This is a genomic window from Streptomyces sp. NPDC001980 (genome assembly GCF_040296885.1).
Taxonomy (GTDB): domain Bacteria; phylum Actinomycetota; class Actinomycetes; order Streptomycetales; family Streptomycetaceae; genus Streptomyces.
Genome location: NZ_JBEOYD010000030.1, coordinates 59,278 through 82,860 on the forward strand (window position 1 = coordinate 59,278; position 23,583 = coordinate 82,860).

17 protein-coding genes and 1 pseudogene are annotated in these 23,583 nt (G+C 66.2%); 8 read left to right on the forward strand and 10 right to left on the reverse strand.

From position 1 onward, the window contains the following. Positions 1 to 148: 148 nt before the first annotated feature. Both ABT137_RS35540 and ABT137_RS35545 read right to left on the reverse strand, forming a co-directional pair. A complete protein-coding gene (locus ABT137_RS35540; protein WP_351715262.1) occupies positions 149 to 526 on the reverse strand; it encodes a hypothetical protein in 378 nt (125 codons plus the stop codon). A gap of 92 nt (positions 527 to 618) precedes the next feature. Further along, positions 619 to 816, reverse strand: coding sequence for a dehydrogenase (locus ABT137_RS35545; RefSeq protein ID WP_351715263.1), 198 nt, complete (start codon positions 814 to 816; stop codon positions 619 to 621). Between the two features lie 1,514 nt (positions 817 to 2,330). On the opposite strand from ABT137_RS35545, the gene ABT137_RS35550 reads away from it, so the two are divergent. Genes ABT137_RS35550 through ABT137_RS35570 form a run of 5 tightly spaced genes read left to right on the forward strand, consistent with a single transcriptional unit; the run spans position 2,331 to position 8,980 of the window. Next, a complete protein-coding gene (locus ABT137_RS35550) occupies positions 2,331 to 3,893 on the forward strand; it encodes an ABC transporter substrate-binding protein (protein ID WP_351715264.1) in 1,563 nt (520 codons plus the stop codon). A gap of 42 nt (positions 3,894 to 3,935) precedes the next feature. Beyond that, on the forward strand, positions 3,936 to 4,859 hold the full coding sequence (locus ABT137_RS35555) for an ABC transporter permease (protein WP_351715315.1): 924 nt from the start codon (positions 3,936 to 3,938) through the stop codon (positions 4,857 to 4,859). A gap of 17 nt (positions 4,860 to 4,876) precedes the next feature. Continuing rightward, positions 4,877 to 6,892: a dipeptide/oligopeptide/nickel ABC transporter permease/ATP-binding protein gene (locus ABT137_RS35560; RefSeq protein ID WP_351715265.1), complete on the forward strand. Its 2,016-nt coding sequence runs from the start codon at positions 4,877 to 4,879 to the stop codon at positions 6,890 to 6,892. After that, positions 6,889 to 7,689 carry an ATP-binding cassette domain-containing protein gene (locus tag ABT137_RS35565; RefSeq protein ID WP_351715266.1) on the forward strand — a complete coding sequence of 267 codons (801 nt, stop codon included), beginning with the start codon at positions 6,889 to 6,891 and terminating at the stop codon, positions 7,687 to 7,689. The genes ABT137_RS35560 and ABT137_RS35565 overlap by 4 nt, the downstream gene beginning before the upstream one ends. Before the next feature lie 37 nt (positions 7,690 to 7,726). Continuing rightward, positions 7,727 to 8,980, forward strand: a complete 1,254-nt coding sequence (locus tag ABT137_RS35570) for a serine hydrolase domain-containing protein (protein WP_351715267.1) — start codon at positions 7,727 to 7,729, stop codon at positions 8,978 to 8,980. Positions 8,981 to 9,256: 276 nt separating this feature from the next. Here ABT137_RS35570 and ABT137_RS35575 read toward each other — a convergent pair whose 3' ends face one another. Beyond that, entirely contained in the window at positions 9,257 to 9,478 is a 222-nt protein-coding gene (locus ABT137_RS35575) for a hypothetical protein (protein WP_351715268.1), read from the reverse strand. Between the two features lie 141 nt (positions 9,479 to 9,619). Here ABT137_RS35575 and ABT137_RS35580 point away from each other — a divergent pair. The 3 genes and pseudogenes from ABT137_RS35580 to ABT137_RS35585 form a co-directional block, all read left to right on the forward strand. Continuing rightward, positions 9,620 to 10,186: pseudogene (locus ABT137_RS35580) on the forward strand (transposase family protein); the annotation flags it as partial. A 580-nt stretch (positions 10,187 to 10,766) separates the two neighbouring features. Further along, complete coding sequence (locus ABT137_RS51100; protein ID WP_502984626.1) at positions 10,767 to 11,078, forward strand: DUF8825 domain-containing protein; 312 nt, start codon at positions 10,767 to 10,769, stop codon at positions 11,076 to 11,078. A gap of 44 nt (positions 11,079 to 11,122) precedes the next feature. Further along, positions 11,123 to 11,341: a hypothetical protein gene (locus ABT137_RS35585; protein WP_351715269.1), complete on the forward strand. Its 219-nt coding sequence runs from the start codon at positions 11,123 to 11,125 to the stop codon at positions 11,339 to 11,341. Positions 11,342 to 12,128: 787 nt separating this feature from the next. Here the strand turns inward: ABT137_RS35585 and ABT137_RS35590 are convergent. The 7 genes from ABT137_RS35590 to ABT137_RS35620 all read right to left on the reverse strand — a co-directional run bounded on the left by ABT137_RS35590 (position 12,129) and on the right by ABT137_RS35620 (position 23,416). After that, complete coding sequence (locus tag ABT137_RS35590; RefSeq protein ID WP_351715270.1) at positions 12,129 to 13,775, reverse strand: Shedu anti-phage system protein SduA domain-containing protein; 1,647 nt, start codon at positions 13,773 to 13,775, stop codon at positions 12,129 to 12,131. 87 nt (positions 13,776 to 13,862) lie between these two features. After that, a complete protein-coding gene (locus ABT137_RS35595) occupies positions 13,863 to 14,258 on the reverse strand; it encodes an SAVED domain-containing protein (protein ID WP_351715271.1) in 396 nt (131 codons plus the stop codon). 561 nt (positions 14,259 to 14,819) lie between these two features. Next, complete coding sequence (locus ABT137_RS35600; protein WP_351715272.1) at positions 14,820 to 17,144, reverse strand: DUF7779 domain-containing protein; 2,325 nt, start codon at positions 17,142 to 17,144, stop codon at positions 14,820 to 14,822. Between the two features lie 53 nt (positions 17,145 to 17,197). Then, positions 17,198 to 17,683, reverse strand: coding sequence for a hypothetical protein (locus ABT137_RS35605; RefSeq protein WP_351715273.1), 486 nt, complete (start codon positions 17,681 to 17,683; stop codon positions 17,198 to 17,200). 211 nt (positions 17,684 to 17,894) lie between these two features. Further along, entirely contained in the window at positions 17,895 to 19,940 is a 2,046-nt protein-coding gene (locus tag ABT137_RS35610) for a tetratricopeptide repeat protein (RefSeq protein ID WP_351715274.1), read from the reverse strand. 212 nt (positions 19,941 to 20,152) lie between these two features. After that, positions 20,153 to 20,680 (reverse strand): hypothetical protein, encoded by a 528-nt coding sequence (locus ABT137_RS35615; RefSeq protein ID WP_351715275.1) that lies wholly within the window; start codon positions 20,678 to 20,680, stop codon positions 20,153 to 20,155. Positions 20,681 to 21,343: 663 nt separating this feature from the next. Beyond that, a complete protein-coding gene (locus ABT137_RS35620) occupies positions 21,344 to 23,416 on the reverse strand; it encodes a glycosyl hydrolase family 28-related protein (protein WP_351715276.1) in 2,073 nt (690 codons plus the stop codon). Positions 23,417 to 23,583: the final 167 nt, after the last annotated feature.

The following is a 23,583-nucleotide window of genomic DNA, read 5'->3' on the forward strand; positions in this document are numbered from 1 at the left end:
AACTTCGCGGGCGAACCGGACCGCTGCCCAACGCGCGCTCGCAGGTGTCCTGGTGCCGGAGCCACCCTTGCTGACCGTTGCTGACCCCGGCATCTGGCACGGTAATGGATGGCGATCTCTTCGTTCCGACGCTGCCGAGACCTGTTCATCAGTCCGGCAGGCAGGAGCGGAATCGGTGGAGCAGTTCAAGTGCGGCAGGGCTCTCTGCGTCGAAGGTCTGGCCTTGTTGTTCGACAGGAATACCCGGCCCCCAGATACGGGCACCATGGCAGCGGAAGCAGAAGGCGATCTCGAAGAGCTGATCGGTGGAGCTGTGCGCCCGGATTCCCCAGCCTGGGAGGAAGCAGCGGTACAGCTCACTTCCTGGTAGGTCGGCGATCAGGGACAGGGCCTGCTGGGCTTGGTCTCCCTCCCAGATCGCGGCAGTATCGCCGGCCAGGTTCTCCGAACTGAGGTGCCTGACGGGGTCGGTGATGCGGACGACCTCGATGAATTCGGTCTTCCCATGGGTTAGCGGCAGCAGCATGCCCCCAGGCTCTCCGATCGTGACTTCGCTGACCAGGGACGGCCGCGGCGGCCGAGGCGGCGGGTACGGAGATGGCGGCGCCGACGTTGATGTCAGTGGAACAGCACGGGCATCGGGCAGGTCTCCAACAGCTCCTCCGGCCGGTCGGCCCAGCGCCACCAGACATGCCGACTGGTACACCTCCACAGCGCCCGGCAGGTCCGCCGGCCATCGTCCTTCCGCTTGACGAGGACGAAGCCGCCGAAATTCATGGGCTGGCTGCACTCGGGACAGGCCGGGGCGTCGGTCATGTAGCGCACCCCAAGGGAGCGACCGTTTCATCCCGAAGCAACTTGGGTGGGGTACTGCCCTGGGCTGGTGTGGCTCTCACCCGTGCTGATCGTCCGTAGGCGTTCACGCTTGTTCGCCATCGGTCGCCGGCGTGGTCACGCAGTTGGACACTCACACCTCTGGCCCGGGGCGAGGGTAGCTTCTCGTTCTTGGGGTTGCTCAGAAGGCACTCTGCCACCAACGATGCGGAGGATGGCCGTACGGCACGGCGTCCGGACGTTTGAGGATCCTCCTATCCAGAGGCTCCACGATGGCGCGGAGCTCCCGAGCGCTCTTCTTGGGAAGCGCACAGATAGCGAGCTCCAACAGGTCTCGCTCGTCCGCCGGCTCAGGACAGCAGTCGGGTACACCACATCGGTCGCTGAACGGTGAAGGGAGCTGATCCCGCGGGGCCCTTGCGATGGCGGCCCACCGGGAGAGGGCCTGCTCGATGATGCCTGGCTGGAGCCGCGTCCGCTCCAACCGAATGACCTGCGCCTGGGCTGGGCCTGAAAGCCGACCGATCTTCGAGTAGGTGCCACGTGCAGCAGGAAAATGCCTGCTCTCTGCCCGTAGGCGTGAAGGGCGCCTACGCGGCATGGCCCTTTCGGTTGTGAGTCATGAACGGCAGTCTGGCACACGCACTCTCAGCTTGGGAAGCGACGGCGCTTGGGGGGTCGGATAGCTACTGACCTCGTGTTATGCGTCCAGGCCCTGCGCCTGGGGGGGTACGTCAGGACCGCTGTTGACCGTGGTTGACCGGTGTTAAGGGCACGCTGCGGGCACGCCCTCGGTTCGGCAGCGTGAGAGAAGGCCACTCGGGGCTCGATCCCGCCCAGGTTATGGAAGCCGGCAGCGGCTGGAAGGCCCTCTCGCAGAAGCACACCGAGTTCGGAGCAGTCCAGCATTCTGCCGGCCCGCCCCAGGTCCGCAACGAGAAGGTCCCGCTCAGCGCCACCCGTCTTCGGATGGGTTGCACTCGACCCGACCGGCATGGATGCCGTCACTCGACGCAGCCTTGCAGTCACACATCGCGGACGCGCGCCCGGAGCGCCACCCCTCATGTGCACAGCGGTCCGCTCAGCGGACTTCTGGCGTACTGGAACCGGACCGTTTGGCCGAATAATGAGCCCACTCGGTTCCAGAGGTCCCGCTGAGAGGCGGCTTCATGCGTCATACCGCCGCGAGAGCACCGACCGCACCCGTCGAACCCCACGCATGACTCAGGCCGACCTCCACAAGAGCTGGCCGAGCCGAGTACTCGCAGCGCAGAGTGCGACATCACGCACACCGACCGCAGTCCGGCGCTTGCTCGAAGTGCCGCGTCCACGCCACCCGTCGGCGGCCTTCCGGACACCCGCCCACACAGAGACCGTCCTGCCGCCCCAACCTCGCGCGGACCCACACCACGGAGCATCCACCACGACGGTGACCTCCTTCCCCACGCCCGGTGAACCCCGCGTTCCCATTCGATGCCTCAACGCCGGAGGTTCAGATGACACGCTTGCGCCTTACTCTCACAGTCACGGCCGGTGCCGCCGGGCTCGCGCTCCTGACCACCGCGTGCGGTGGCGGAAACAGTGCCTCGTCCGGCACCGCGAAGGCCCAGGACCCGAACGTCCTGACGGTCGCCTCGGCCATCGCACCCAACAGCCTCAACCCGGCTCTGGGCGGTTCGTCCGACCCCCAGCAGTATTTTTTCGAACTGGCATACGACACACTGATCCGCCAGGCGCCGGACGGGAAGTACACGCCCGCTCTCGCGACCAAGTGGGGCTTCGTCGGCTCCGACAGCAAGACCTTCGACCTCACCCTGCGGTCCGGCGTGAAGTTCAACGACGGCTCCGCACTCACCGCCGAAGGCGTCAAGAAGTCGCTTCAGTACTACGCCAAGGCCGGCGGCCCGCTGGCGGCCGACCTGGCCCCCGTGGGATCGATCGACGTCCTCTCCGGTCTCAGGCTCCGCCTCCACCTCAAGACGTCCGATCCGCTGTTGCCGCTCTATCTCTCCAGACCGACGACCGGAGAGATCATCAGCCCCACCGGCCTCGCCAAGTCGGGCGAACTCGGGACCACCACGCACGGCGCGGGGCCGTACATGATCGACACGTCGCAGACCGTCTCCGGCCAGACCTATACGTACGTCCCCAACCCCACGTACTACGACAAGTCGCGCGTGCACTGGAAGAAGGTCGTCGTCAAGATCATCAAGGACGAGAACACCACGCTCAGCGCCTTCCGCTCCGGAGAGGTCGACTACGCGCTCGGCGACTCCACCACCGCGAAGGCCGCGAAGTCCGCCGGATTCCAGGTCCTGTCGAGCCCCTACTCGATCATGCAGCTGATGATCCAGGACCGGGCGGGCACCATGGTCAAGGCCCTGGGTGACCTGCGGGTACGGCAGGCCATGATGTACGGCATCAACCGGGACTCGATCGCCAAGGCCCTGTACGGCTCGTACGCCAAGGGCTGGGACTACCCCGTCCTGGCCGGCACGAGCGGCTACACCGAGGGCAGCGAAGGAAAGTACTCCTACGACGTCACCAAGGCCAAGAAGCTCCTGGCCGAGGCGGGCTACCCCAACGGCTTCACGCTGCCCATCACCGTGAACCTCACGGGCGTGGGAGAGTCCCAGGCCGCGGAGGCCTTCGCCGCGGAGATGGCGAACATCGGCATCAACGTCAAGATCAACGTCCCGGCGAACGTGAACGAGCTCTTCTCCACCTACTCGAAGTACGCGGGGATGATGTTCGACTACGGCGCCGGCATCGCCCCGCCGTACGCCCAGGGCAACGATCTCCTGTACAGCTGGGGCAACCCGCTCAAGGTCAGCGACAAGCAGCTCGACACGCTGTACAGCCAGGCGTCCTCCGCACCGACCGCCCAGCTCCAGGAGCAGGGCTGGCAGAAGTTCGAACAGCGACTGTCCGACCTGTCCTGGACGATCCCGATGGTCTCCATGGAAAAGATCGTCTACGTACGGCCCGGCCTGAAGGGTGTCGACCTCTCGACCACGAACCTCACGCCCGACCTGACGTCCTTGTACGCCGCCAAGTGACCCTCCCGAGAAAGGCACCCAGTCATGTGGCGAACCAGCGGAATGCGGATCGTGCAGGCTGTACCCCTGCTGCTCTTCGTCTCGGCGCTCACCTTCTTCCTCCAGCTGTTCATCCCGGGTGACGCCGCCCGGTCCATAGGAGGCCTGACCGCCTCACCCCAGGCGATCGCCGCGCTGCGACACCGCCTCCACCTCGACCAGCCGGTCTGGGAGCGCTACTGGGCCTGGCTGAAGGACGCGGTGCACGGCGACCTCGGCCGGTCGATCAGCAGCAACGAGTCGGTCTCGGGCGCGCTCAACACCCGCCTGGGGGTGACGCTCTCCCTCGTGATCGCGACCACCCTGCTCGCGCTGGTCGTCGGAGTCGTACTGGGCCTGGCCAGCGCCCGCGGCGGGCGCACCACACGGGTCGCCGCGGACACCGCGTCCATCGCCGGCATGACCATCCCCGCCTTCTGGGTCGGTCTGCTGGGCATCTGGATCTTCAATACCCGGTTCGACCTGCTGCCCGCGAACGGATACGTGTTCTTCGGGACGTCCGCCGGCGGCTGGGCGCGCTCGCTGGTGCTGCCGGTGGCCGCCCTGGCCTTCGCGCTCATCACGGTGATCGCCAAGCAGACGCGAGAGCAGTTCGCCGACGTGCTGAGCCGGGACTTCGTGCGGAACCTGCGGGCCAACGGGGTCAGCGAGCGGTCGATCCTGTTCAAGCACTCCCTGCGGCACATCTCCGTCACGGTCCTCACCGTGGCGGGCAACAACCTCATCGGACTCCTCGGGTCGGCCGTGGTGATCGAGGAACTCTTCGGCCTGCCCGGCCTGGGCAGCGCGGCGGTCACGGCCGCGTCCAGTGGCGACATCCCGGTCATCCAGGGAGTGGCGGTGTATTTCACCCTCATCGTGGTCGGACTGAATCTCCTGCTCGACCTCGCCATCGGCTGGCTCAACCCTCAGGCGGTCGCCGCATGAGCGCACAGGAGACATCGATGACGAAACCCGAGCGTCCCGACCCCGAGCGTCCCGAGCAGGTCGAGAGTGCTCCGGCCGCCCCGGCCGCCTCCCCGGCGCGCTCGCCTCACGTGTCCGTCCTGCGCCGCGTCCTGCGCCGGCCGCGCATCGCGGTTCCGGCCGTGATCCTGGTCCTGGAGCTGATCGCGTCGTTCGGTGCCCGGTGGCTCGCGCCGTACCCGCCGCAGCAGGCGGACTTCACCGCGGCACTGACCGGACCGAGCGCGAAGCACCTGCTCGGCACCGACCGGCTCGGCCGCGACGTGCTGTCGCGTCTGATGTACGGCGGTTCGGACACGTTCCGGGAGATCGCGATCGCCGTGGGCATCACGCTGGTGATCGCCGTTCCCCTCGGCCTGGTCGCCGGCCTGCGTCGGGGCCGTATCGACGCGGTGCTGATGCGGCTGGCCGACGTGGTGATGTCGATCCCCGGCATCATCCTGCTGCTGATCGTGCTGGCCCTGTTCTCGCAGAGCATGACCGCGGCCATGGTCGTGATCGGCCTGCTGTCGGTACCCGGCATGATGCGGGTCGTCCGGTCGGCGTCGCTGGCGGTCGGCCGGGAGACCTACGTCGCCGCTGCCCAGGTGTCCGGACTCGGCACCTGGCGCGTGGCCCGTCGGCACGTGCTGCCGCGCATCACCGGACTGATCCTGGTGAACGCGGCGCTGGCATGCGTCAACACCCTGCTCATCGCGTCCGGCCTGAACGCCATCGGTCTCGGCGTGAAGCCGCCCGCTCCGTCCTGGGGCGGCATGATGGCCGACGCCGCGCAGACCCTGAACCAGAGCCTGTGGCTGGCCATCCCGACCGGCGGACTGGTCGCGGTCACGGCCGCCGCGCTGATCGTCCTCGGCGACGGCCTGCGCGACATGCTCGCCGAGCGCTGGTCCGGCGTGTCACCTTCGGCACCGACCCGCCGCCGCAAGGCAACCGCCGCAGCCGTGGCTGCCGCAACGGCACCGGGGTCCGACGCTGCCTGGCTGCTGGCGGAGCCGAATCCGGTAGTACGGCTCACCGGGGTGACCGTCACCGCGGACACCGCCGCCGGTGCGGTCGACCTGATCAGCGACGTGAGCCTGTCCGTGGGGCAGGGCCGCACGGTGGGACTGGTCGGCGAGTCCGGCTGCGGCAAGTCCATGACCGGGCTGGCGTTGCTCGGCCTGCTGCCGAGCGGAGCCCGCGTCTCCTCGGGCACGATCGGGATCGACGGCACCGACGTCGGCTCGTTCAGCACGGCTCAGTGGCGGGCCCTGCGCGGCGGCACCATCGCCTTCATCTCGCAGGAACCCATGGTCGGCCTCGACCCCCTGTTCACCATCGGCCACCTGCTGCGCGAGGCGGTACGCACCCACGAGCGGCTCTCCCGCAAGGAAGCCACGCTCCGGGCCCGTGAACTGCTCGTCCAAGTACAGCTCGCCGATCCGGACCGGGTCATGAAGCTGCGCCCGTCGCAGATCTCGGGCGGTATGGCGCAGCGCGTCTCCATCGCCGTCGCGTTGGCCGGGCGCCCCCGCATCCTCGTCGCCGACGAACCGACCACCGCGCTCGACGTCACCGTCCAGCGCGAGATCGTCCAGCTGCTGCGCACGATCCAGCGGGACACAGGCATGGCGCTGCTGATGATCAGTCACGACTGGGACGTCATAGCGGAGGCATGCGACACCGCCCTGGTCATGTACGCGGGCCAGGTGGTGGAGGCCGGTCCGACAGAGCGCGTCATGACCGCGCCGGTCCATCCCTACACCCGCAAGCTGCTCGCCGCGAACCCGCGGCTGGCGACGGTGGGCGAGCCGATCCCCACCATCCCGGGCACCGTGCCGCCCCCGGGGCAGTGGCCCGTCGGCTGTCACTTCGCCGACCGGTGTCCCGACCGTGTCTCCCGGTGCACCGAGGCGCCGATCGCCTTGACACAGCCCGACGACCAGGGTGTCGCCCGCTGTGTCCTGGCAGGCGAAGGGCTGGGCGAAGAACTGCTGGAGGTGTCCTCGTGAGCACGACCGAACGGCCCCTGCTCGACATCCGCGACCTGTCCGTGTCGTATCACCGTCGTGGCAAGGGCACTGCGGCCATCCGGGACGTGTCCCTGGACATCCGGCCCGGCGAGACCGTCGCTCTGGTCGGGGAGTCCGGTTCCGGCAAGTCCACCCTGGGCCGCGCCGTGCTCGGTCTGACGGCCGCCACACAGGGCACGATCCTCTTCGACGGCCAGGACATCACGCATGCCGGCGCCGCCCGGCGCAGGGAGCTGAGCAAGAGCATCCAGGCCGTCTTCCAGGACCCCAACGGTTCGCTCAATCCGGCGCTGACCGTGGGCCAGACCCTGGCCGAACCGCTTCTGGTGCACTCGCGTGACGAGCGGTCCGTGGTCCTGGAGCGGGTACGGGAGGTGCTGGCGCTGGTGGGGCTGCCGGCCGCGGCGGCCGACCGTTACCCGCGCCAGTTCTCCGGAGGTCAGCGGCAGCGGATCGCGATCGCCCGGGCTCTGGTGATGTCGCCGAAACTCATCGTGTGCGACGAGCCGGTCAGCGCGCTCGACCTGTCGGTCCAGGCACAGGTCCTGAACCTCTTCACCGATCTCCAGCGGGAGACGGGCGTCAGCTACCTGTTCATCTCCCACGACCTCGCCGTGGTACGCCACCTCGCCCAGCGGATCGTCGTCCTGTACCGCGGTGACGTCGTGGAGAGGGGTACGACCGAGGAGGTCTACGCCGGCGCGGAGCATCCCTACACCCGACGGTTGCTGGCGGCGGCCGGGGTCGACGGAACCCCGGCGTCTTCGGCCCGTTGACGCGGGCGGTCCCCAACTCCAGTACACGGAGGCACACATGCAGCAGTTCGCCGACCGTTTCGGCGTCACCAAGCCCCCGGAGCGGTCCGGTTTCAGCGCGGAACGGCTGGGGCGGATCACCGAGTTCTTCGACCGGCAGACGGAACTCGGGGTCATCCCGGGCTGGTCGGCGCTCGTGGCCCGCAACGGGGAACCCGTCTACGCGGCGGGCGGCGGACTCCGGGACCTCGAACTCGGACTACCGGTCGAGCCCACCACCCTGTGGCGTCTCTACTCCATGACGAAACCGGTGACGTCCGTCGCCGTCATGATGCTGGTGGAGCGCGGACTGCTCGGACTCGACGACCCGGTCGGCGCGTACATCCCCGAGTTCGCGGACATGACGGTGTACGACGGCGGGGCACCGGGGAGCGTACGGGTGCGCCCGGCCGCTCACCCGGTGACCGTGGGCCACCTGCTCACGCACACCTCCGGGCTGACCCTCGGGCTGGCCCACATGAACCCGGTGGACGCGCTGTACCGCCAGGCCGGCCAGGACGTGCTCCCGCTGCCGGGCACGACACTCCAGCAGATGTGCGCCGACGTCGGCGGGCTGCCGCTGCTGTTCGAACCGGGCACCGCGTGGAACTACTCCCTCGGTGTCGACGTACTGGGCCGGATCATCGAGGTCTGCAGCGGCGAGACCCTCGACAGGTTCATGGAAACCAACGTGCTCGGCCCGCTCGGAATGACCGACACCACGTTCTCGCTCGCACCCGAGCGGGTGACGGACCTGGCCGAGGTCTACAGTCCGGAACCCGAATCGGGCCGACTCGCCGTGAACCAGGAACTGCGTCCCACCTTCCGCGAGCCCGCGCAGTTCCCGTCCGGCAGCGGCGTTCCCGGACTGGTGTCGACCCTGGAGGACTACCACCGGTTCGCGACCATGCTCGTGCGCGGCGGCGAACTGGACGGCGAACGGCTGCTCGGCCCCCGGACGCTCTCCCTCATGACGGCCAACCACCTGCCCGGCGGCGCCGATCTGAACTCCTTCGCGCGCTACCCCGACGACGAGCACCGCGGCTGCGGCTTCGGGCTGGGGTTCTACGTCGTCACGGATCCCGTGACCGCGGGTTCGTTCGGCAACAAGGGAGAGTTCGGCTGGTCCGGTGCGGCGAACACCCACTTCTTCGTGGACCCTCTCGACAGCGTCACAGCCGTGTTCTGCACTCAGGTCGTCACCTGGGGCAAGCACCGACCTCCCCTACGCCGCCAGTTGCGGACCCTCGTGTACCAGGCCATGACCACCTGAACCGCGATCGGGACACCATGGCCCGCGGAACACGTCCCGTACGACGGCGGCGCCGCCACCCGTGATCATGTCCTCCCACCCGCCGACCTCGAAGAGGCACGCAGAAGTCAGCTCATCCTTGAATGGAACGAGACAACAAAGAACCCCCGGGTCCACGACCTGGGGGTTTCGCGTGGAGCGGGTGACGAGAATCGAACTCGCGCTCTCAGCTTGGGAAGCTGCGATCATCTGGCGCGGGGATGGCTACTGAACTGGACGTTCGTCCGGCACCGGGTCTCATCGCCCTTGGTCGCCTTCACCGTGGTTCCCCGCTGTTCCCCGACCCATCTGGTGCGCTTGTGGTGCGTCGGTCGAGTCCTGGCCTGGTGCCGTCGGCTCGTCGGCTCCCTGGTACAGGTTGGCGCGGAGACGCTCCTTGGCCTCTTCAAGACGTGGGCTGTAGGCGGGCATGAAGATCTCGCTCAGCGTCTTATCCAGCGTTCCGGAGATCGCGTACATCTGGCGACCAGACGGCTCGGTCGTGCACGATCCCCTCAAGGGGCCTTTCCCAACATGGCTGGGGGCGCCGGGTTGGCGTGGCAGAACGACGAAGCTCCTGGTAGAAGGGTTGTCGACCAAGATCAACCTTCGCTGCCGGAAGCCACCGCCCACCGCTACGTCACCGAGGCCGTGGACGTCCTGGCCGTCCTCGCCCCCACCCTCCAGCAGGCCATGGCGGTTGCCGCACGCAAGACGTTCGTGATCCTGGACGGAACCCTGCTGACCGTCGACCGCATCGCGGCCGACCGCCCCTTCTACTCCGGCAAGCACCGCAAGCACGGTATGAACGTCCAAGTCCTCACCGACCCGTTCGGGAAGCTCATCTGGGCTTCGCCAGCCGTAGCGGGCGCGGTCCACGACATCAGGGCAGCCCGCTCCCACGGCCTGCTCGACGCCCTCAGCGCCGGCGGCATCCGGTGCTGGGCCGATAAGGCGTACCAGGGCTCCGGCCCCGCCGTCCGCGTCCCCTTCCGCGGCCTCTGGAACAAGCTCTCCGCCGGCAAGAAGGCCGTCAACCGCGCCCACGCGAAGATCCGCGCACTCGGCGAACAGGCCATGGCCACCCTCAAATCCTGGCGCCTGCTGCGGAAGCTCCGCTGCAGCACCACCCGCGTCACCGACCTCGTCGAGGCTGTCCTCGCCCTGGAGCTGACCGCCTCAACCTGAGGAGGGAGCCTCACTGCCTCCTATAGTCCTGGCGTGTTCGCTGTCCTGTGCCAGCTGCCGTTGACTGCTTGCCATCGAAGATTGGGCGGTGGGGACCACCCATCCTCCGGCGAGCCGAGGATGCAATCAGTCATGACGGCGCGCTCTACCTGACTGGACCTTCGTCTTCTCCTGGCTGTTCGTCAGGCATGTCCAGGATGGCCTCTCGGGTGTAGTGAGGGCTCCCTGGGGGTGGGGCCGCCCCAGGGGCCATGAGTTCGGCGAGGAGCCTGCTCAGGTCATCCGTGGACAGCGCCAGTCCCAGGGTCTGCACGATGCGCAGAGCGCAGTCCCGGATGGACTGAGCGCTCTTCTCGGGCGCCGCCGTGCTCCTGATCTCGTCACACACTCGGCTGAACTGCTCAGCGCTGATCGTTGGCCGACTTACCGGTTGCGCCATGGTGCGTTCCTCCTGGAAGAGCGGGCCGTTCCACCCGCTCTTCCAGAAAGCGCTGAGCGCACCCCAACGGCAACTGGAGAGAGCCAGCGCGCAGACGCTCGACCAAAGCCGCATGAGGAATCGTTGGCACGCGCTCAAGGTGTGCTGTCACAGGGCATCCGCCACCTGACACGGTCTCTTTGCCGGCCTGAAAAATCGAACACATGCTTGAATTTGGCCATACGACCGTTTCCCGACCACCTTGCCCAGGCGCAGCAGGAGCGGAGTGCCATCTACCGGCAGCTTGCCGAGCGCCCCGGCTATACCGAGTTGCGCCGGCGTCTGTACTGGCTGTCGGCTCAGCTGTTCTTTCATCCCTACTGGCAGCAGCAGCGACCGAGCCCTGCAGCGTGGCGGGAACTGCGTGATCTGGGACGCTCGGACGGGGACGTGAGTGAGCGGCTTCATCGATGACACGCTGGAATGCGGGGCCGCATGTCCCGGATGATCCTGAACGCATGTCCGGACCGATTCACGTGATCGTGCATCCGCCGTCGTCCACGGGTGGCCGGCGCGTACGCGTGGACGGCGAGATCCTCGGCCTGGCCCACAGCGTGGTCGACGTTGCGGAGGTCCTGCGCCGGGCCGGACTGGAGATCGACCCGGTGGAGGTAGCAGGGGCCCCGTGGAGCGACTGGCGCGGAGTAGGGCCGGAGCGCTGGGGCCCGGAGACGTGATGCCCTGGGCGTGTCGCGCCGGGGCTATCGCCTTGTGATCCGTAGCTTCACCCAGATCGGTCGGTGACGGTCACTCCGGTCGATTCGAGGCCCCGGAGGGACGGCAGCGGACAGGCGCGGTCGCTGGGGTTGCGGTACTGCGCTGCCGTACAGCTCGCTTCGCTGCCGTTTTCCGAGCGTGAGCTTCGCGTCGTAGTCGGCGCTCGTAGTCGGCGATCTGACGGGCCACGGGGAGGCTGGTAGCAGTTCGGATCAGCCGCTCGTTTTCACGATCCACCAAGAAAGGACCGTTGCCTCCCAACCGAGGGCGCTGTCCGATCTGTCCATCACAGGCCGCTCCCCAGTAGAAGATCCACCCGAAGGGCAGGGCTGCTACGCGCAAGATCTGAAGGTCGTACTCGATGCAGCCCCGTATGCCTTCGATCTCGGCAAGCACCAGTCGGCGCGCGTCCTCCTCAGTCAGCATCACTCGATGATGACATGGTGCCCTCCACACGCGGGGACGTCTCACGCGCATCGAGTACCACCGCTTTAGGAGTGGGATTGGAACCTTGCCGGGGGGTGCTCGACGCTGCTGAGCGGTGCTGTTTTCACTGGTCAGCAGCGTGCAGATGCGTGCTCGATCCCCCGCATGACGCTTCGTGCCGGACAGTCCGCTCACGCATCGCGCACGCACGAAGCCCGCGTTCCGGAGGGTAAAGGTTCAGATGGTGGCCAGGCTGGCCTACTCAGGGACGGTTTGCTGCCAGCCCCCGAGCGAGTGGCGGAAGCGATGACGCGACACTTCTTAACGTGGCGGGGAAGTGAGGTCGAGTGCTCGTTGAGCGTTCTCGATCAGTCTGTCGTAGGTGGTCACGCTCACCCGGGAATGATCGGAGTTGTAGGTGCGGATCGCCTCGTCAACTTTCTTGGTAGTCATATCTCCGCCTACGAATCTGCTGTGCCCGATCACGACGGTCATGGAGGCACGCCGACAGTCGATTCCAAGGTCCGTGAGAATTTGGGAGCGATGCTCGTCCAGCTCGCGCAGATAGTTGATGGCTTGGCAGACTGCTTCATGGACCTTCGGGCCAGGGATGAGATGGTTGCGATGGCCAGTTACAAGATCCTCGATGTTGGCTCGCTTCAACTCGACGCCGTGCAGAGTCCCGTCGGGGCGGAGCAGCGCTAGGTCGAGTTGATCCCGCAATGTTAGATTGCGGCGGACCGTGCCAGGATCGAATTCGCTACCGAAAATCCAAGTCATGCGCTGGATCAGTTTTTGCAAATCGTTCTCGTTGCTGCCTGGATCCTCCACCGCTGCCCGCAATTCATTCAGATCTGCTTGCCGTCGGGATCGCTGGACAATAGCCGTGAGCACTTGCGCCTCATGGAGTTCTCCCAGCGATGCCGCGACGTCCGGTTCGCGCTCCAGGAGGGTTAGCAAACGACGGACTGCTACGTCTGCTTGACGATCGCTAGATGCGTGCAGGCTGAGGCTGATACGGGGAGCCGATCGAAACGCAATCCCGTCGATCGCTCCTATTGGTACTCCGCTCAACTGTTGTATTCGAAAGAGTGGCGCCTTGACGACCCGCACCTTTCGCTTGTCCCACCGGTATGTCCGCTCACCTACTGAGACCCACTCATGAACGGGTCGTTTCGAATCGATGGCGAACTCGCCGATATAGAGACTCTCGGTTTTCTCTGAAATAAAGACACGAAGCGGCACGCCGCGGCGGCGGTGGGCCAGCACGGCCAGGTTTTCCGTCGACGGGCTACGCAAATCTTGCCCATGTCCGAGAGCCTTGCTTGAGGTGCCATCCCACTGAGGGGATCGTCCATCTGCCTGACTGTTTCTGAGGAAGAGGAACGCATTCGGTGTTTTCCCGCTGGAGGAAGCTGTAACCAGGGGGTTGCCGCCGTACACTTCATGCAACTCGGCCCGCTTTACCACAGAACCCGGTGGAATATTCCAAGCGGCTGGCCAGGAATCGGGCTGTTGTACTTGACGGGAGAGTCGGTTTAATTCTTCCCATTCATGGTCCGTGAGAGTGAGGGTCTTAAGGTCGGATCTTGCGTTTGTGGCGCGCGCAAGTTTTGCCACATTCTGGAATCCTGCACCTTGAAGCGCCTCCCTGGTAAGGGGGGTGGAGAAAATGAGGTGTTCGAATTCCAGCGTTACTCTCACAGGGTCCGGTTCTAAGGTTTTTTCACTGTCGCGCCCGCGCATTCGAAGTAAGGTGAGTTCACTGCCAGACAGGTCGGTGGTTTTTGTGATCTCGCCGATCGCGACTACACCGCCGCCTCGGCCCCCGCGCCAAAGTAAGACTCCGTCCCCAGCGGCAGCGTCAACATTGGCAGTGGCTGACAGAGTCATGTCCAATTCCTCGGAATCCCGAGCCACGTCGTACGCTGCTGACTTATGTTCGGTGTTCAATAGCCAGTACTTCATGCGTGCTCCTTCTAATTCGTCATGTATGGCGAGCGCCGGACGGAATTGTCGATGGGAGATGGTTCACCCAGTCCAGATGCGAGTCTCTCAGGCTTGGATGGTGAAGGCTGGTTCGTAGCCTTCGTCGATTTTGATGTCCTCGTAGATCACGGTCTCGCACAGGCGGTTCCACCGGTTGCCGAGTAGGACGGCGAGTCCCATCGGGCAGGCGAGGAAGAGATGGATGCGCCGAACAGGACGCGCTACGCGGCGGATGTGGTCACGGATCCCAACGGCCAGGGCGTTGGCGGCCGAGCTGTCGGCAACTGAGCCGTCCTTCGCCACACCTCCAGGCGGGGCGTATACCACCAGCTTGGAGACGGGCAGGTTCTGTCCGCGCAGGTACTCCAGGACGTCATCAGTCAGATCGGTCGCGACTGCGATGCCGACGGCGAGTTCGTCGCCTTTGAGGACGTCGTGGTCGACGTAGGGTTCCCCTGCCATGTTCCGCTCACCTTCCGCTCAATTGGGTCAACTCGGCCGTAGCGCCAGGCATATCACCTGCCACTGACAATCCCGTCTGAAGTTGACAGCAGGGCGGCGCGCCGCCCTGCGGATCCGGGCGGACCCACCCCCCTGCCGGTGATGTCGGCGAGATCACTTCTCAGAGCCCAGTCGCGGAGGAGGGCCAGGTGCTCAGTCCGTTCATGCCACTTGCTGCTGCCTTGCTATGGCGCGAGGCCGACATCGCGGTGCAGTACGAAGGCGGTTCAGGGAAGCGCCGCACCGCTCACACTCGGCATGTCCGCGACTGATGGGCCCATACGTTCATTGCCCAGGCCAAAGAAAACGGGGATGGCCTGTATCCGAGGCGAATCTGGCGATCGCCGAGGCTGCAGCCCGTACTGCGTGCCCGCGCTACCTTTCTCGCCCCAAAGCGGATCTTGAGCCCGGAGCGCGGATGAGCTCGGAGTTCGTGCCGGAGTGCTGATCCTTTGGAGGATCGGGAGATGAACTGCCCCCGTACGTTCAGCAGGGCAGTCTGCGTTGGACACCATGCGCAGGTTAACGAGGCGGCAATTTCAGTATGGCGCCGGCGGCCCAGTGGAACTTGGTGAGAGCGAGGCGGGTGAGTCGCACATCCGGATGATTTGGGCCCAATTCTCGGAGCCCTCTTTCCAGGAGATCCGAGAGGATCGCTATAGCCCCCGCGAGGTCCCCGGACTTGCCCTTCCAGTAACCAAGATTATGAAGGAGGGCTCGGATGTTCGGATGGTGGGACTCAAGTTCTGATTCCTCCTCCAGGAGAGCGGTATAGTCAGCGATTGCTCCCGAGATATCGCCCGAGCATCCCTTCCACCAGGCAAGGCTTGTACGCAGGGAACGGACGGTTCCGTGGTTCAAGCCTAGATGCTGGCCGAGCCCCTCAACAAGTTCGGCGTATTGATCGACTGCTCCCGCTGCGTCTCCAGCTCTCCCCTGCTGTTCGATGAGGCTGGTGAGCCCGCTCAGAATTGCCTCGAATTCCTCCTCCGTCATGCGTTCGGGATCGATTTCCTGGTGGCGCATGGAGAGCACTTCTTTGATGCCGTCCGTGGCCAGCGTCGTGTCACCGGTCAGTCCTTGCCAGTAGGAAAGGTTATGGCGAACGTCCATGGAAAAGGGATCGGTTGCCCCATGGTCCTTCACGGCATCCTCAAGAACTTCCGCGAGTTCTGCTATGGCAGTGGATACCTCTCCGGCTTCTCCTCTGACGTTGGCTAGGACCCGGCGAGTTGCCAACGTGAGGTGGTCTGACGACCCGACTACGCGTCGTGTGTCGCCCAACAGATCTTCGAGCGCGGCTGAAGCACCACCCAGGTCTCCCGCGCGCCACTGCCAGTAGGCGAGGTTGTATCGCATTGCGAGCGTGTGCTGGCTGTCCGCACCTAGTCGGCGGTTGGTTGCGTCCACCAGTTGGCGAAAATGATCCAGAGTGGCATCGAATTGGTAATCGGCCCCAAGACTGGCGCCGAACAGCGCGAGCAACGGGTGCGGCTCAGGGCTCCACAGGTCGCTCTGTGCGTTCTGAATCACCGATTGAGCATTGGCAAGAAAGTGCCTCCTATTAACCCTGTCGCCTCGGAACTCGCTGACAGTAGCCAAAAGCGAGTCAGCGGCTGAACGCGTTGCATCAGCGTGATCGATGGGTGAGAGTGACTCGCGTGTGACGCGTTGGATGAGTTGATGGACTCGAACGCGTGGGTGGATCGCGTCCGGTGAATGCTCGATCAAGCTGAGACGGTGCAGGGCTCGCAGGGCCGCACGTGCTTCGTCGCTAGAGACGCTGTGCTCCGCCTGATCGCCATCAGAGCAGGCTCTGTGAGCGGTGAGGTAGGCGAGGGAGGGCTGGCTGGTAAGAACGTGTTCAGGAATACCGTTCGGGTCCATGGCCGAGGCAAGCTGGAGCACCGGCCGGGCCAGACCAGCGGGGCGCAAGGTATCGGCGCGGTCGAGGGACAGGCTCCAGGCAGCAGCCACGGTGTGAGTTTGGTCGTCGGGCAGGACGTCGGGGGCAGCGTCGGCCAGGGAACGAGTGCGGTCGGCCAACAGGTCCCGGTATTCCTGGCAGCTGATGCCAGCGTCTATGAGGTAGGCGGCAGCCTGGGACAGCGCAAGCGGCAGCTGGCCCAAGTCGCGGGCGAGGGCGGTGAGCTGCTCTTCGGGCTCGATGCGGCCGTGGTCGGCCAGAGCACTCGTGAGGTAGGCCAGGGCTTGGGTTTCAGTGAACAGACCGATCTCGATCACGCGTCTACCGGCCCCGGTCAGGGCGGCGTCCTTGCGGCGAGTGGTAGCCAGGGTGCGGCCGTGCGGGCTGGCTGGCGGCCACCACCCCCTCAAGTCGACGGGGTCGGCGACGTCATCCAGAACCACGAGCCAGCGGCACGGGCTCGGCTGCGGCTTGGGCTCCAGCCAGGCCAGGAACGTCCTCGCAGCCTCCGGATCACCGGAGTCGGCGCCCAAGATCTCTACCGCAGCTTGGGCATAGCCAGCTACGACGGCGCTACGGCTGCTCGCAGTGATCCACACCAGCAGATCCAGCGTGCCAGCCTGCCATGCAGTGCGCGCGTAGTGGGCGGCCAGCTGAGTCTTACCAACTCCGCCCATCCCTGCCAGCACCCCGCCCGCCGGCACTTGGTCTGCAGATTCGACGACCGCGGTCCCCCCGCTGGTCAGCAGCTGGGCCAGTCGGCCGGTCTCGACCCGGTCCTGGAACCACTCCGCTTGCGATGGGATCACTCCGACCTGATACGGCCATGTGGCTGGAGCGCGCGGCGCGGCGTGAAGGTGTTGGTTGACCTGGTCGATGCGCCCGGCCGCGACGCTGTGGTCTGCTGCGGTGACGACCACACTGGCGGCTGTCGTGTCGGGGAGCGGGCTCGCGTTGCTGGTGCCGGGGACGGTCAGCCCTTCTCCGAACCCGGCTGGCGAGGGTCTGCCACAGACCCGATCGATACGTCTCCCATGGTCAGCGCCGCCGCCGAGCCACTCTCCGCGTGGATGTCGACGTTCCCGCCGACTGCGGTTCCACCAGCGGTTACCACCACCCCGTCGGCTCCGGGAGCTGTGGCCGTGGCGGTCTGCAGCTCCTTCACGAGCTTCTCCAACTCTTGAGTGAAGCCAGGGTCGCGTTCTGCGGCTTCCTCCAGGGAATCGGTAAGTCGCCGCCGGGTCCGCTCCGTAGGCTCCGGCAGCCCCTGCTCGGCTTCCTCGATTGCTCGCGTCAGTGCAGGGTCGTTGCCGAGTCTGCCGCTGACCAGGTCGTGGAGGCGGTTCATCCCCGCGTCCAGCGAGCGGTCAACCTCCGCGTCCGCACGCTCACCGACCCGCTTGGCCTTCCGGAGCAGCCACGCGAACACGTACCCGACCGCGATCTCGACTCCCGTCATCACCCACCCCAACTCAGTGCTGACCTCGCATCAGACAGTACTGGCCACCATAGCCCCGGCCGCCGATCCTCCGGATTCGCTGGACGCAGGACTGAGCTGCCGAGTGATTCCAGCCAGGCCCCGAAAAGACGAGCCGGTGCTGGACCGACCACTGGCAGCGAGAGGGAAGATCATGAGGGTGGTAGCAGCCTGTCGGCTCACGAGTATCCGCTCACGTTGGGCCTGCAAAGCCTTGAGACGCATGTCCCGGCATTACCCCTGTCATCGCCTGCAACGAAGTGACGCAGAACCGGGCTCCGACGGTGCGGTGGTCATCCGCACCCCAGGCGCGCGTCATGGAGGCCAGTACTTCCTTGTACTCGGCGACAGCCTCCGCTAGATTCCCAGTCTTGACCCGCCAGCGGGCGAGGAGCATACGACTGGCGATGGTGTCCGGATGGTCCGCGCCCCGCGCCGAAAGGAAATCAGGCAGCAACCTCTCCAGCTCGGCCACAGCTTCTGACTGCTCCCCTGACATTCCCTGCCAATCAGCAATGACCATGCGAGTGGACAGCGTTTCCGGGTGACTCTCACCCAACTCTCGCTTAATGTCGGGCAGTAGTTCTTTTGCAGCGGCTACGGCGCCGGACGGATCTCCCGCCTTGCCTAGCCAATCGGCGAGAATTAGGCGAGTGGAGAGCGTCAGTGTGTGACTATCGCCGAACTCGCTCTTAATCTTTGGCAGTAGTTCCTCGAATGCGGCCACAGCCTCCGACGCATCCCCTGACGCGCCGCGCGAGTGGGCTAGGCTGAGTCGGGCGGAGAGGGTCTCCTTGTGATTTTCACCGAACTCATCCCTCATCTCGGGCAGCAGCTCCTTGATGGCAGCTAGAGCCCCCGACGCATCCCCTGAAATTCCGCGGTAATCGGCCAGGAGTCGACGGGCCACGAGAGCGTCAGGGTGGCCTGCCCTGAGATAGCGTGAGGCGGCTTCCGCCAGGTCTTTGAAATAAAGCACGGCGGCGTCGGCCAGACCGCTTTCCCCGAGGCTTTGTCCAGCGCGGTATTGGACGACGTGAATGTTCGGTTGATAAAGGGAATTTGTGGTGTGAGCAGTGAGTGCGGTGGCGTTGGCGCGCAATGTTGCGGCCAAGGCGGCGTCACGTTCGGCCTCAGGCCATGTGGACATCAGGGCGTCGGCGGCGGCGCGAGTGAGCTGGTGGTACTCGTCGAGGGCGAAGACATCATCACGGGTGGCGCGCTGAGTGAGCCGGTGGACGCGGACCGCCTGGTGAGGGCTGTCGGGTGTGTGGTCGATTAGGCTCAGGCGATGCAGGGCCCGCAATGCATCCCAGGCGTCCTGTTCCGTCACCTCGGCATCGCGGTCCAGTGCGGATGGGGTCGCAGAGCGGTGATTAGCGAGGTAGTCGCGTGCGGGCTGGCTGGTCAGGATGTCCTGGGGAATGCCGTTGGGCTCTAGCATGGCGGCGAGTTGGAGTGCCGGGCGTGCAAGGCCGAAGGGGCGGAGAACATTAGCCCGCTCGATAGAAAGCGACCATGCGGCAGCGACGGTGGTGCTCTGATCGTCGGGCAGGGCGCCCGGCTCAGGCAGCATGCTGGCGAGTTTGATGGAGCGGTCCGCGAGCCGACGGCGATAGCTGCGGCACTGTTCATGGGTACACCCAGGGCAGCCGACGGGGACGCCGGCGTCGACGACGTATGCAGCGGCCTGGGACAGGGCTAACGGCAGATAGCCAAGGTCCCCGGCCAGTGCGCTGATCTCGCCCGAGTCGTCGTGCCGTCCGTGCTCGGCCAGGAACCCGGTCAGGTAGGCGGCGGCCTGCTCTGGAGCGAACACGCTGAGAGCGATCCCGCGTCCGGGCACGGCAACGTCGCGGCGACGCGTGGTGATGATCGTGCGGCCGTGCGGATTTTTCGGTGGCCATAGGCCGGGCATGTCGGCGGGATCGGCGACATCGTCCAGCACGACCAGCCACCGGCAGGATTGTTCGGCTCCCGGCGGCCTAGCTTCCAGCCACGTCAGGAACGCCTGTGCGGACCGCTCGGAGCCCCCGGGGTCGAGGCCCAGGAGCTCTTCGGCCGCCTGGGCGTAGGCAGAAACGACGGCGGGTCGGCTGCTGGCACTGACCCACACCAGCACGTCCAGTTCGCCAGCCCGCATGCTGCTGCGGGCATAGTGGGCGGCAAGCTGGGTCTTTCCGACGCCGCCAGCGCCGCGTAGGACATGGCACAGCACCGCCATGCCGCCGTTGGCCACAGCGGCCCGCAACTGTTCAGTCTCGTCCCGGTCTTGGAAAGCCTCCGCTTCGCGGGGTATGGCACCGACCTGGTAGGGCCAGGAGGCCCGGGCGCGGGGCGCGGCCTGGTAGATGACCCCGACCGCTGCGCTGTTGTGGGCGGCATAGACAGTAATGCTCTCCGGCCTAGCGGTGCCCGCGGGCGGCGGTGGGCTTGGAGCTGCCGGTCCGTTCAGCCCTGGGACGGATCCGGCGCCGGAGGGCGGCCGATCTGCGCGCCTCCATGGATGACTCCGGCAGCGATCGAGCCTCCCTCGGCGCGGATGTCCACGTTGCCACCAACAGCCAGCCCGCCCTGGCCAGCCGATACCCCGCCGTGGGGGGTGTGCTGGGCCAGCAGAGCACGCAGTTCGTCGGCGGCCTGGTCGCGCTCCGTCGCATCCAGACTCTCCAGCGTGGCCTCGATCCGGGCCTGCCAGGCCGCCTCTTGGCGGATGCGTACCCGATCCACAGTGCCCGCATCAGAGGCTTCGAGCGCGGATGCGGTCTGGTCCAAGCGCTCCAGCTCTGCCTGCTCGCGTTGCTCGGCGCCCCGCCCGAACCACCGGGCAATCGCCTGCCGCAACCCTGTCCATGCCTCCGTTCCTGCGGCCTCGACCACGGCGATGCCGCCCGCTGCAGCCGCAGCTACCAATGCCTCTTCCAGCACCTTGCGCTCCCTTGCTTTTGCCGATCCGCGATAGGCGGCTGAAGAGTGCATTGGCCAACTATCGGTTACTCTGAACCTCCGACTGGATCACGCTGGGCAACATCTTATATGTCGAGGATCCGCCCGAAGCTCAATCCTCGGGCCAGTAATCGACGTCTCGAATCACTAAGCCAGCGATCGCACAGCACCCCTCGACATCGAAGGCGCCTTTCCGGGCCGCCGCGTTCACGTCGGGCCGTTCGGAGACGGTCGGGCTGTTCGTCGGGCCGGTCAGTGGCTCGCGCAGATCATTACAGTGAGCACTGGCGAGGCCGGTGGCGGCTGAGACCCTTTGGACGCTCAGAGGGTTGTACGGCAGACGTCCCGCACGTCGCGTGCCGTCGTCGGATCCAGGGAGAGCTTCGTGGAGTGCCGGCGCAGCGGGTGGGGTGCCTTCACGACACCAGGATCGCATCGCGTGGTACGGAGTCCTGCTCCCGTGTGTGACGGTTGTGGAGCACAGCGAGTTGCGAGATGTGCGATGAGGTCGGTGACCAGGTGCCGTTCAGGGTAGTGACGGGCTGCGTGCGGTTCGTCCCTCCCTCGCAGACGCCCGAAACGATGCCGGTCTCCCGCGACGGTCGTCGCGTAGGACCCCCGGGCGCGCGGGCCGCCTCCCACCAGTGGAGACGGCCCGGCTCTCTGCGATGGCGTGACTACTTCATCCGTCGTGCCTCACCAAGGTGCAGGGGCGGGTGGCGGGGCCACCGGGGGACGGTCGTCGCAGGTGATGGTGTTCGGCAGTTCCCAGGACGCCAGCCAGGGGCCGGTCGTGCCACCGCCGTCGTTGCCGCCGAGGTCGTTCACCGCGAACTCGGAGCCGGAGGGGGGAAAGTTGAAGGATCCGCAGTTGTTGATGCCGACCGCGCCGACGTTACGGGCGTCCACGTTCTCGAAGGACGCCGATCCGGCGGAGCGGGCGCTGAGCACAGAGGTGCCGGTGCCGTCCACGCGGATGTCCTTGAAACGGACGCCTCGGATCGCGTACTTGTCCTTCACCGGGAAGTCGGAGACCAGCATGATCGCGTTGTAGGTGTTGTCGAGGAAATGGTCGCCGGTGACCCGGATGTCGGCGTCGATGTCACGCTCCAGGGCGTAGAACCAGATGGCTCCCAGGCCGATCTTCCAGTTGAGCTCGAACGGCCCTGAACGCACTGTGGTGTTGTCCGAGATCTCCAGATGTCCGGTGAACGGCTGCGCGCCGAACCGGGAGCCGACCTGGATGGCGCTGCCCTCTCTGATCGGGTCGGCTATGAGGTTGCCGGTGACCGTGTTGTCGGTGCCGCCGTACAGGGCGATGCCGTTGGCGAGGACCGGGGTCTGCACGGTGTTGTGGGCGAAGACGTTGCGCGCGTCGCCCGTCTTCTCCGACCACATGGCCAGACCGTCGTCGCCGGTGTTGCGGACAAAGGTGTTGGAGACACTCGAATCAGCAACACCGGTGTGGAAGTTGAGACCGTCGGCGATCTGGTCGGCGATCTGGGTGCGGGTGACTCGCAGACGGGTCATCGGGCCGTCGAACCACATGCCGACCTTGGTGTGGTGGAGGTAGAGGCCGTCGATCGTCGAGTCGCTGAACGCCCCGCCGAGGGCGTTGACCTGGTCGGTGTCGATGCGTTCGCGTACGTCGCCCTCGACGGCGAAGCCGGACAGGTGGACGTCGTGGCTGCCGCCGTCCGCGGCGTCCTTGCCGTAGAAGCCCACGCCGGTGTGGACCGAGCCGTCGGGGGCGGGGGTGTCGAGGGTGACCTGGTGGCCCTTGACGATCGTGTACCAGCTGCCGGCCCCGACGATCGTCACGTCGTCCACGGTGATGTGGCGGTTCACCTGGTAAGTGCCCGGCGGCAGGTACACCTTGAGGTGCCGCTTCTTGGCGTAGGCGATGGCCCGGTCGAAGGCGTCGCCCGCGTCACGCCGGCCGGTGGGGTCGGCCCCGAAGGCGATGACGTTCGCGGCATGCGTCTCGACGTGGGGCGCGCCGACGAGTTGGGTGTCGAGCAGGTCGATGACGGTCCAGGCGGCCGTGGTGCTCTTGGGCGCGGTGAGACGGACGGTGTCGCCGGCCGCGTACCGCTTGCCGAGCAGCAGTCTCTGCTCGTCGTAGAAGTGACTCGGCCTGAACGGCTTGTCGATGGTGGGCGCCGGGGTGGTGGCAGCGGGAACGCAACCGCATTCGGTGATCCACCAGTCGGGGTGCAGCAGGTCGCCCTGGGGGTCGTTGCTGAACGGGTACTGGTTGTAGAGCCAGGAGTACTGCGAGGTGAGGGTCATCGTGGTGCGGTGCCGGCCGTCCACGGAGACATCGAGGGGTGCGGTGATGCCGCCGCCTGCGGGAGCGTCGGGGATGCTGTATCGCACAGTGAGAGCGTTGGCCGCGCGCGGCAGGGTGAACTCGACGTACTGGCCCGGCTGCAGGCGCACCGCCGTGCGGCCGGAGGCCTCCGAGGGCAGTGTGTAGGCGGTGCGGTCCGGGCCGATGACGGTGCCGTCCGTCGCCGCGTTCTCCGCCTCCTGTTCGTCGAAGTCCACCGCGGCGCCCCGCCCCGCGACAAGGGCGGGGTCGAGCCCGGCCCGGGTCACCGCCGGGAAGCCCTCACGGCCACCGTGCCACGACGCCGCCGGGGACGGAGCGCCGAGGCCGAGCACGAGTCCGGCGGTGACCGCGGTCAGCGCCACCAGGGTCCGAGCCGGTCTTCGGGCACGGCCTCTCAGCCGCTCCGCAGCCACGTGGTTGGTGTACCGCGCCATCGGATTCTCGTTTCTCTAGGAGCGGAGGTCACCGAGGGCAGCTCGGTGCGCGGCAGCACGACGGGAACGGGCCGTGCCGCTGCGTACCGGGACATTAGGGCGCGACAGGACAGCCGGACAAGACAGCGGGCGCTTCTTTCCATCTATCAGTAGAGATTCTGCGGATG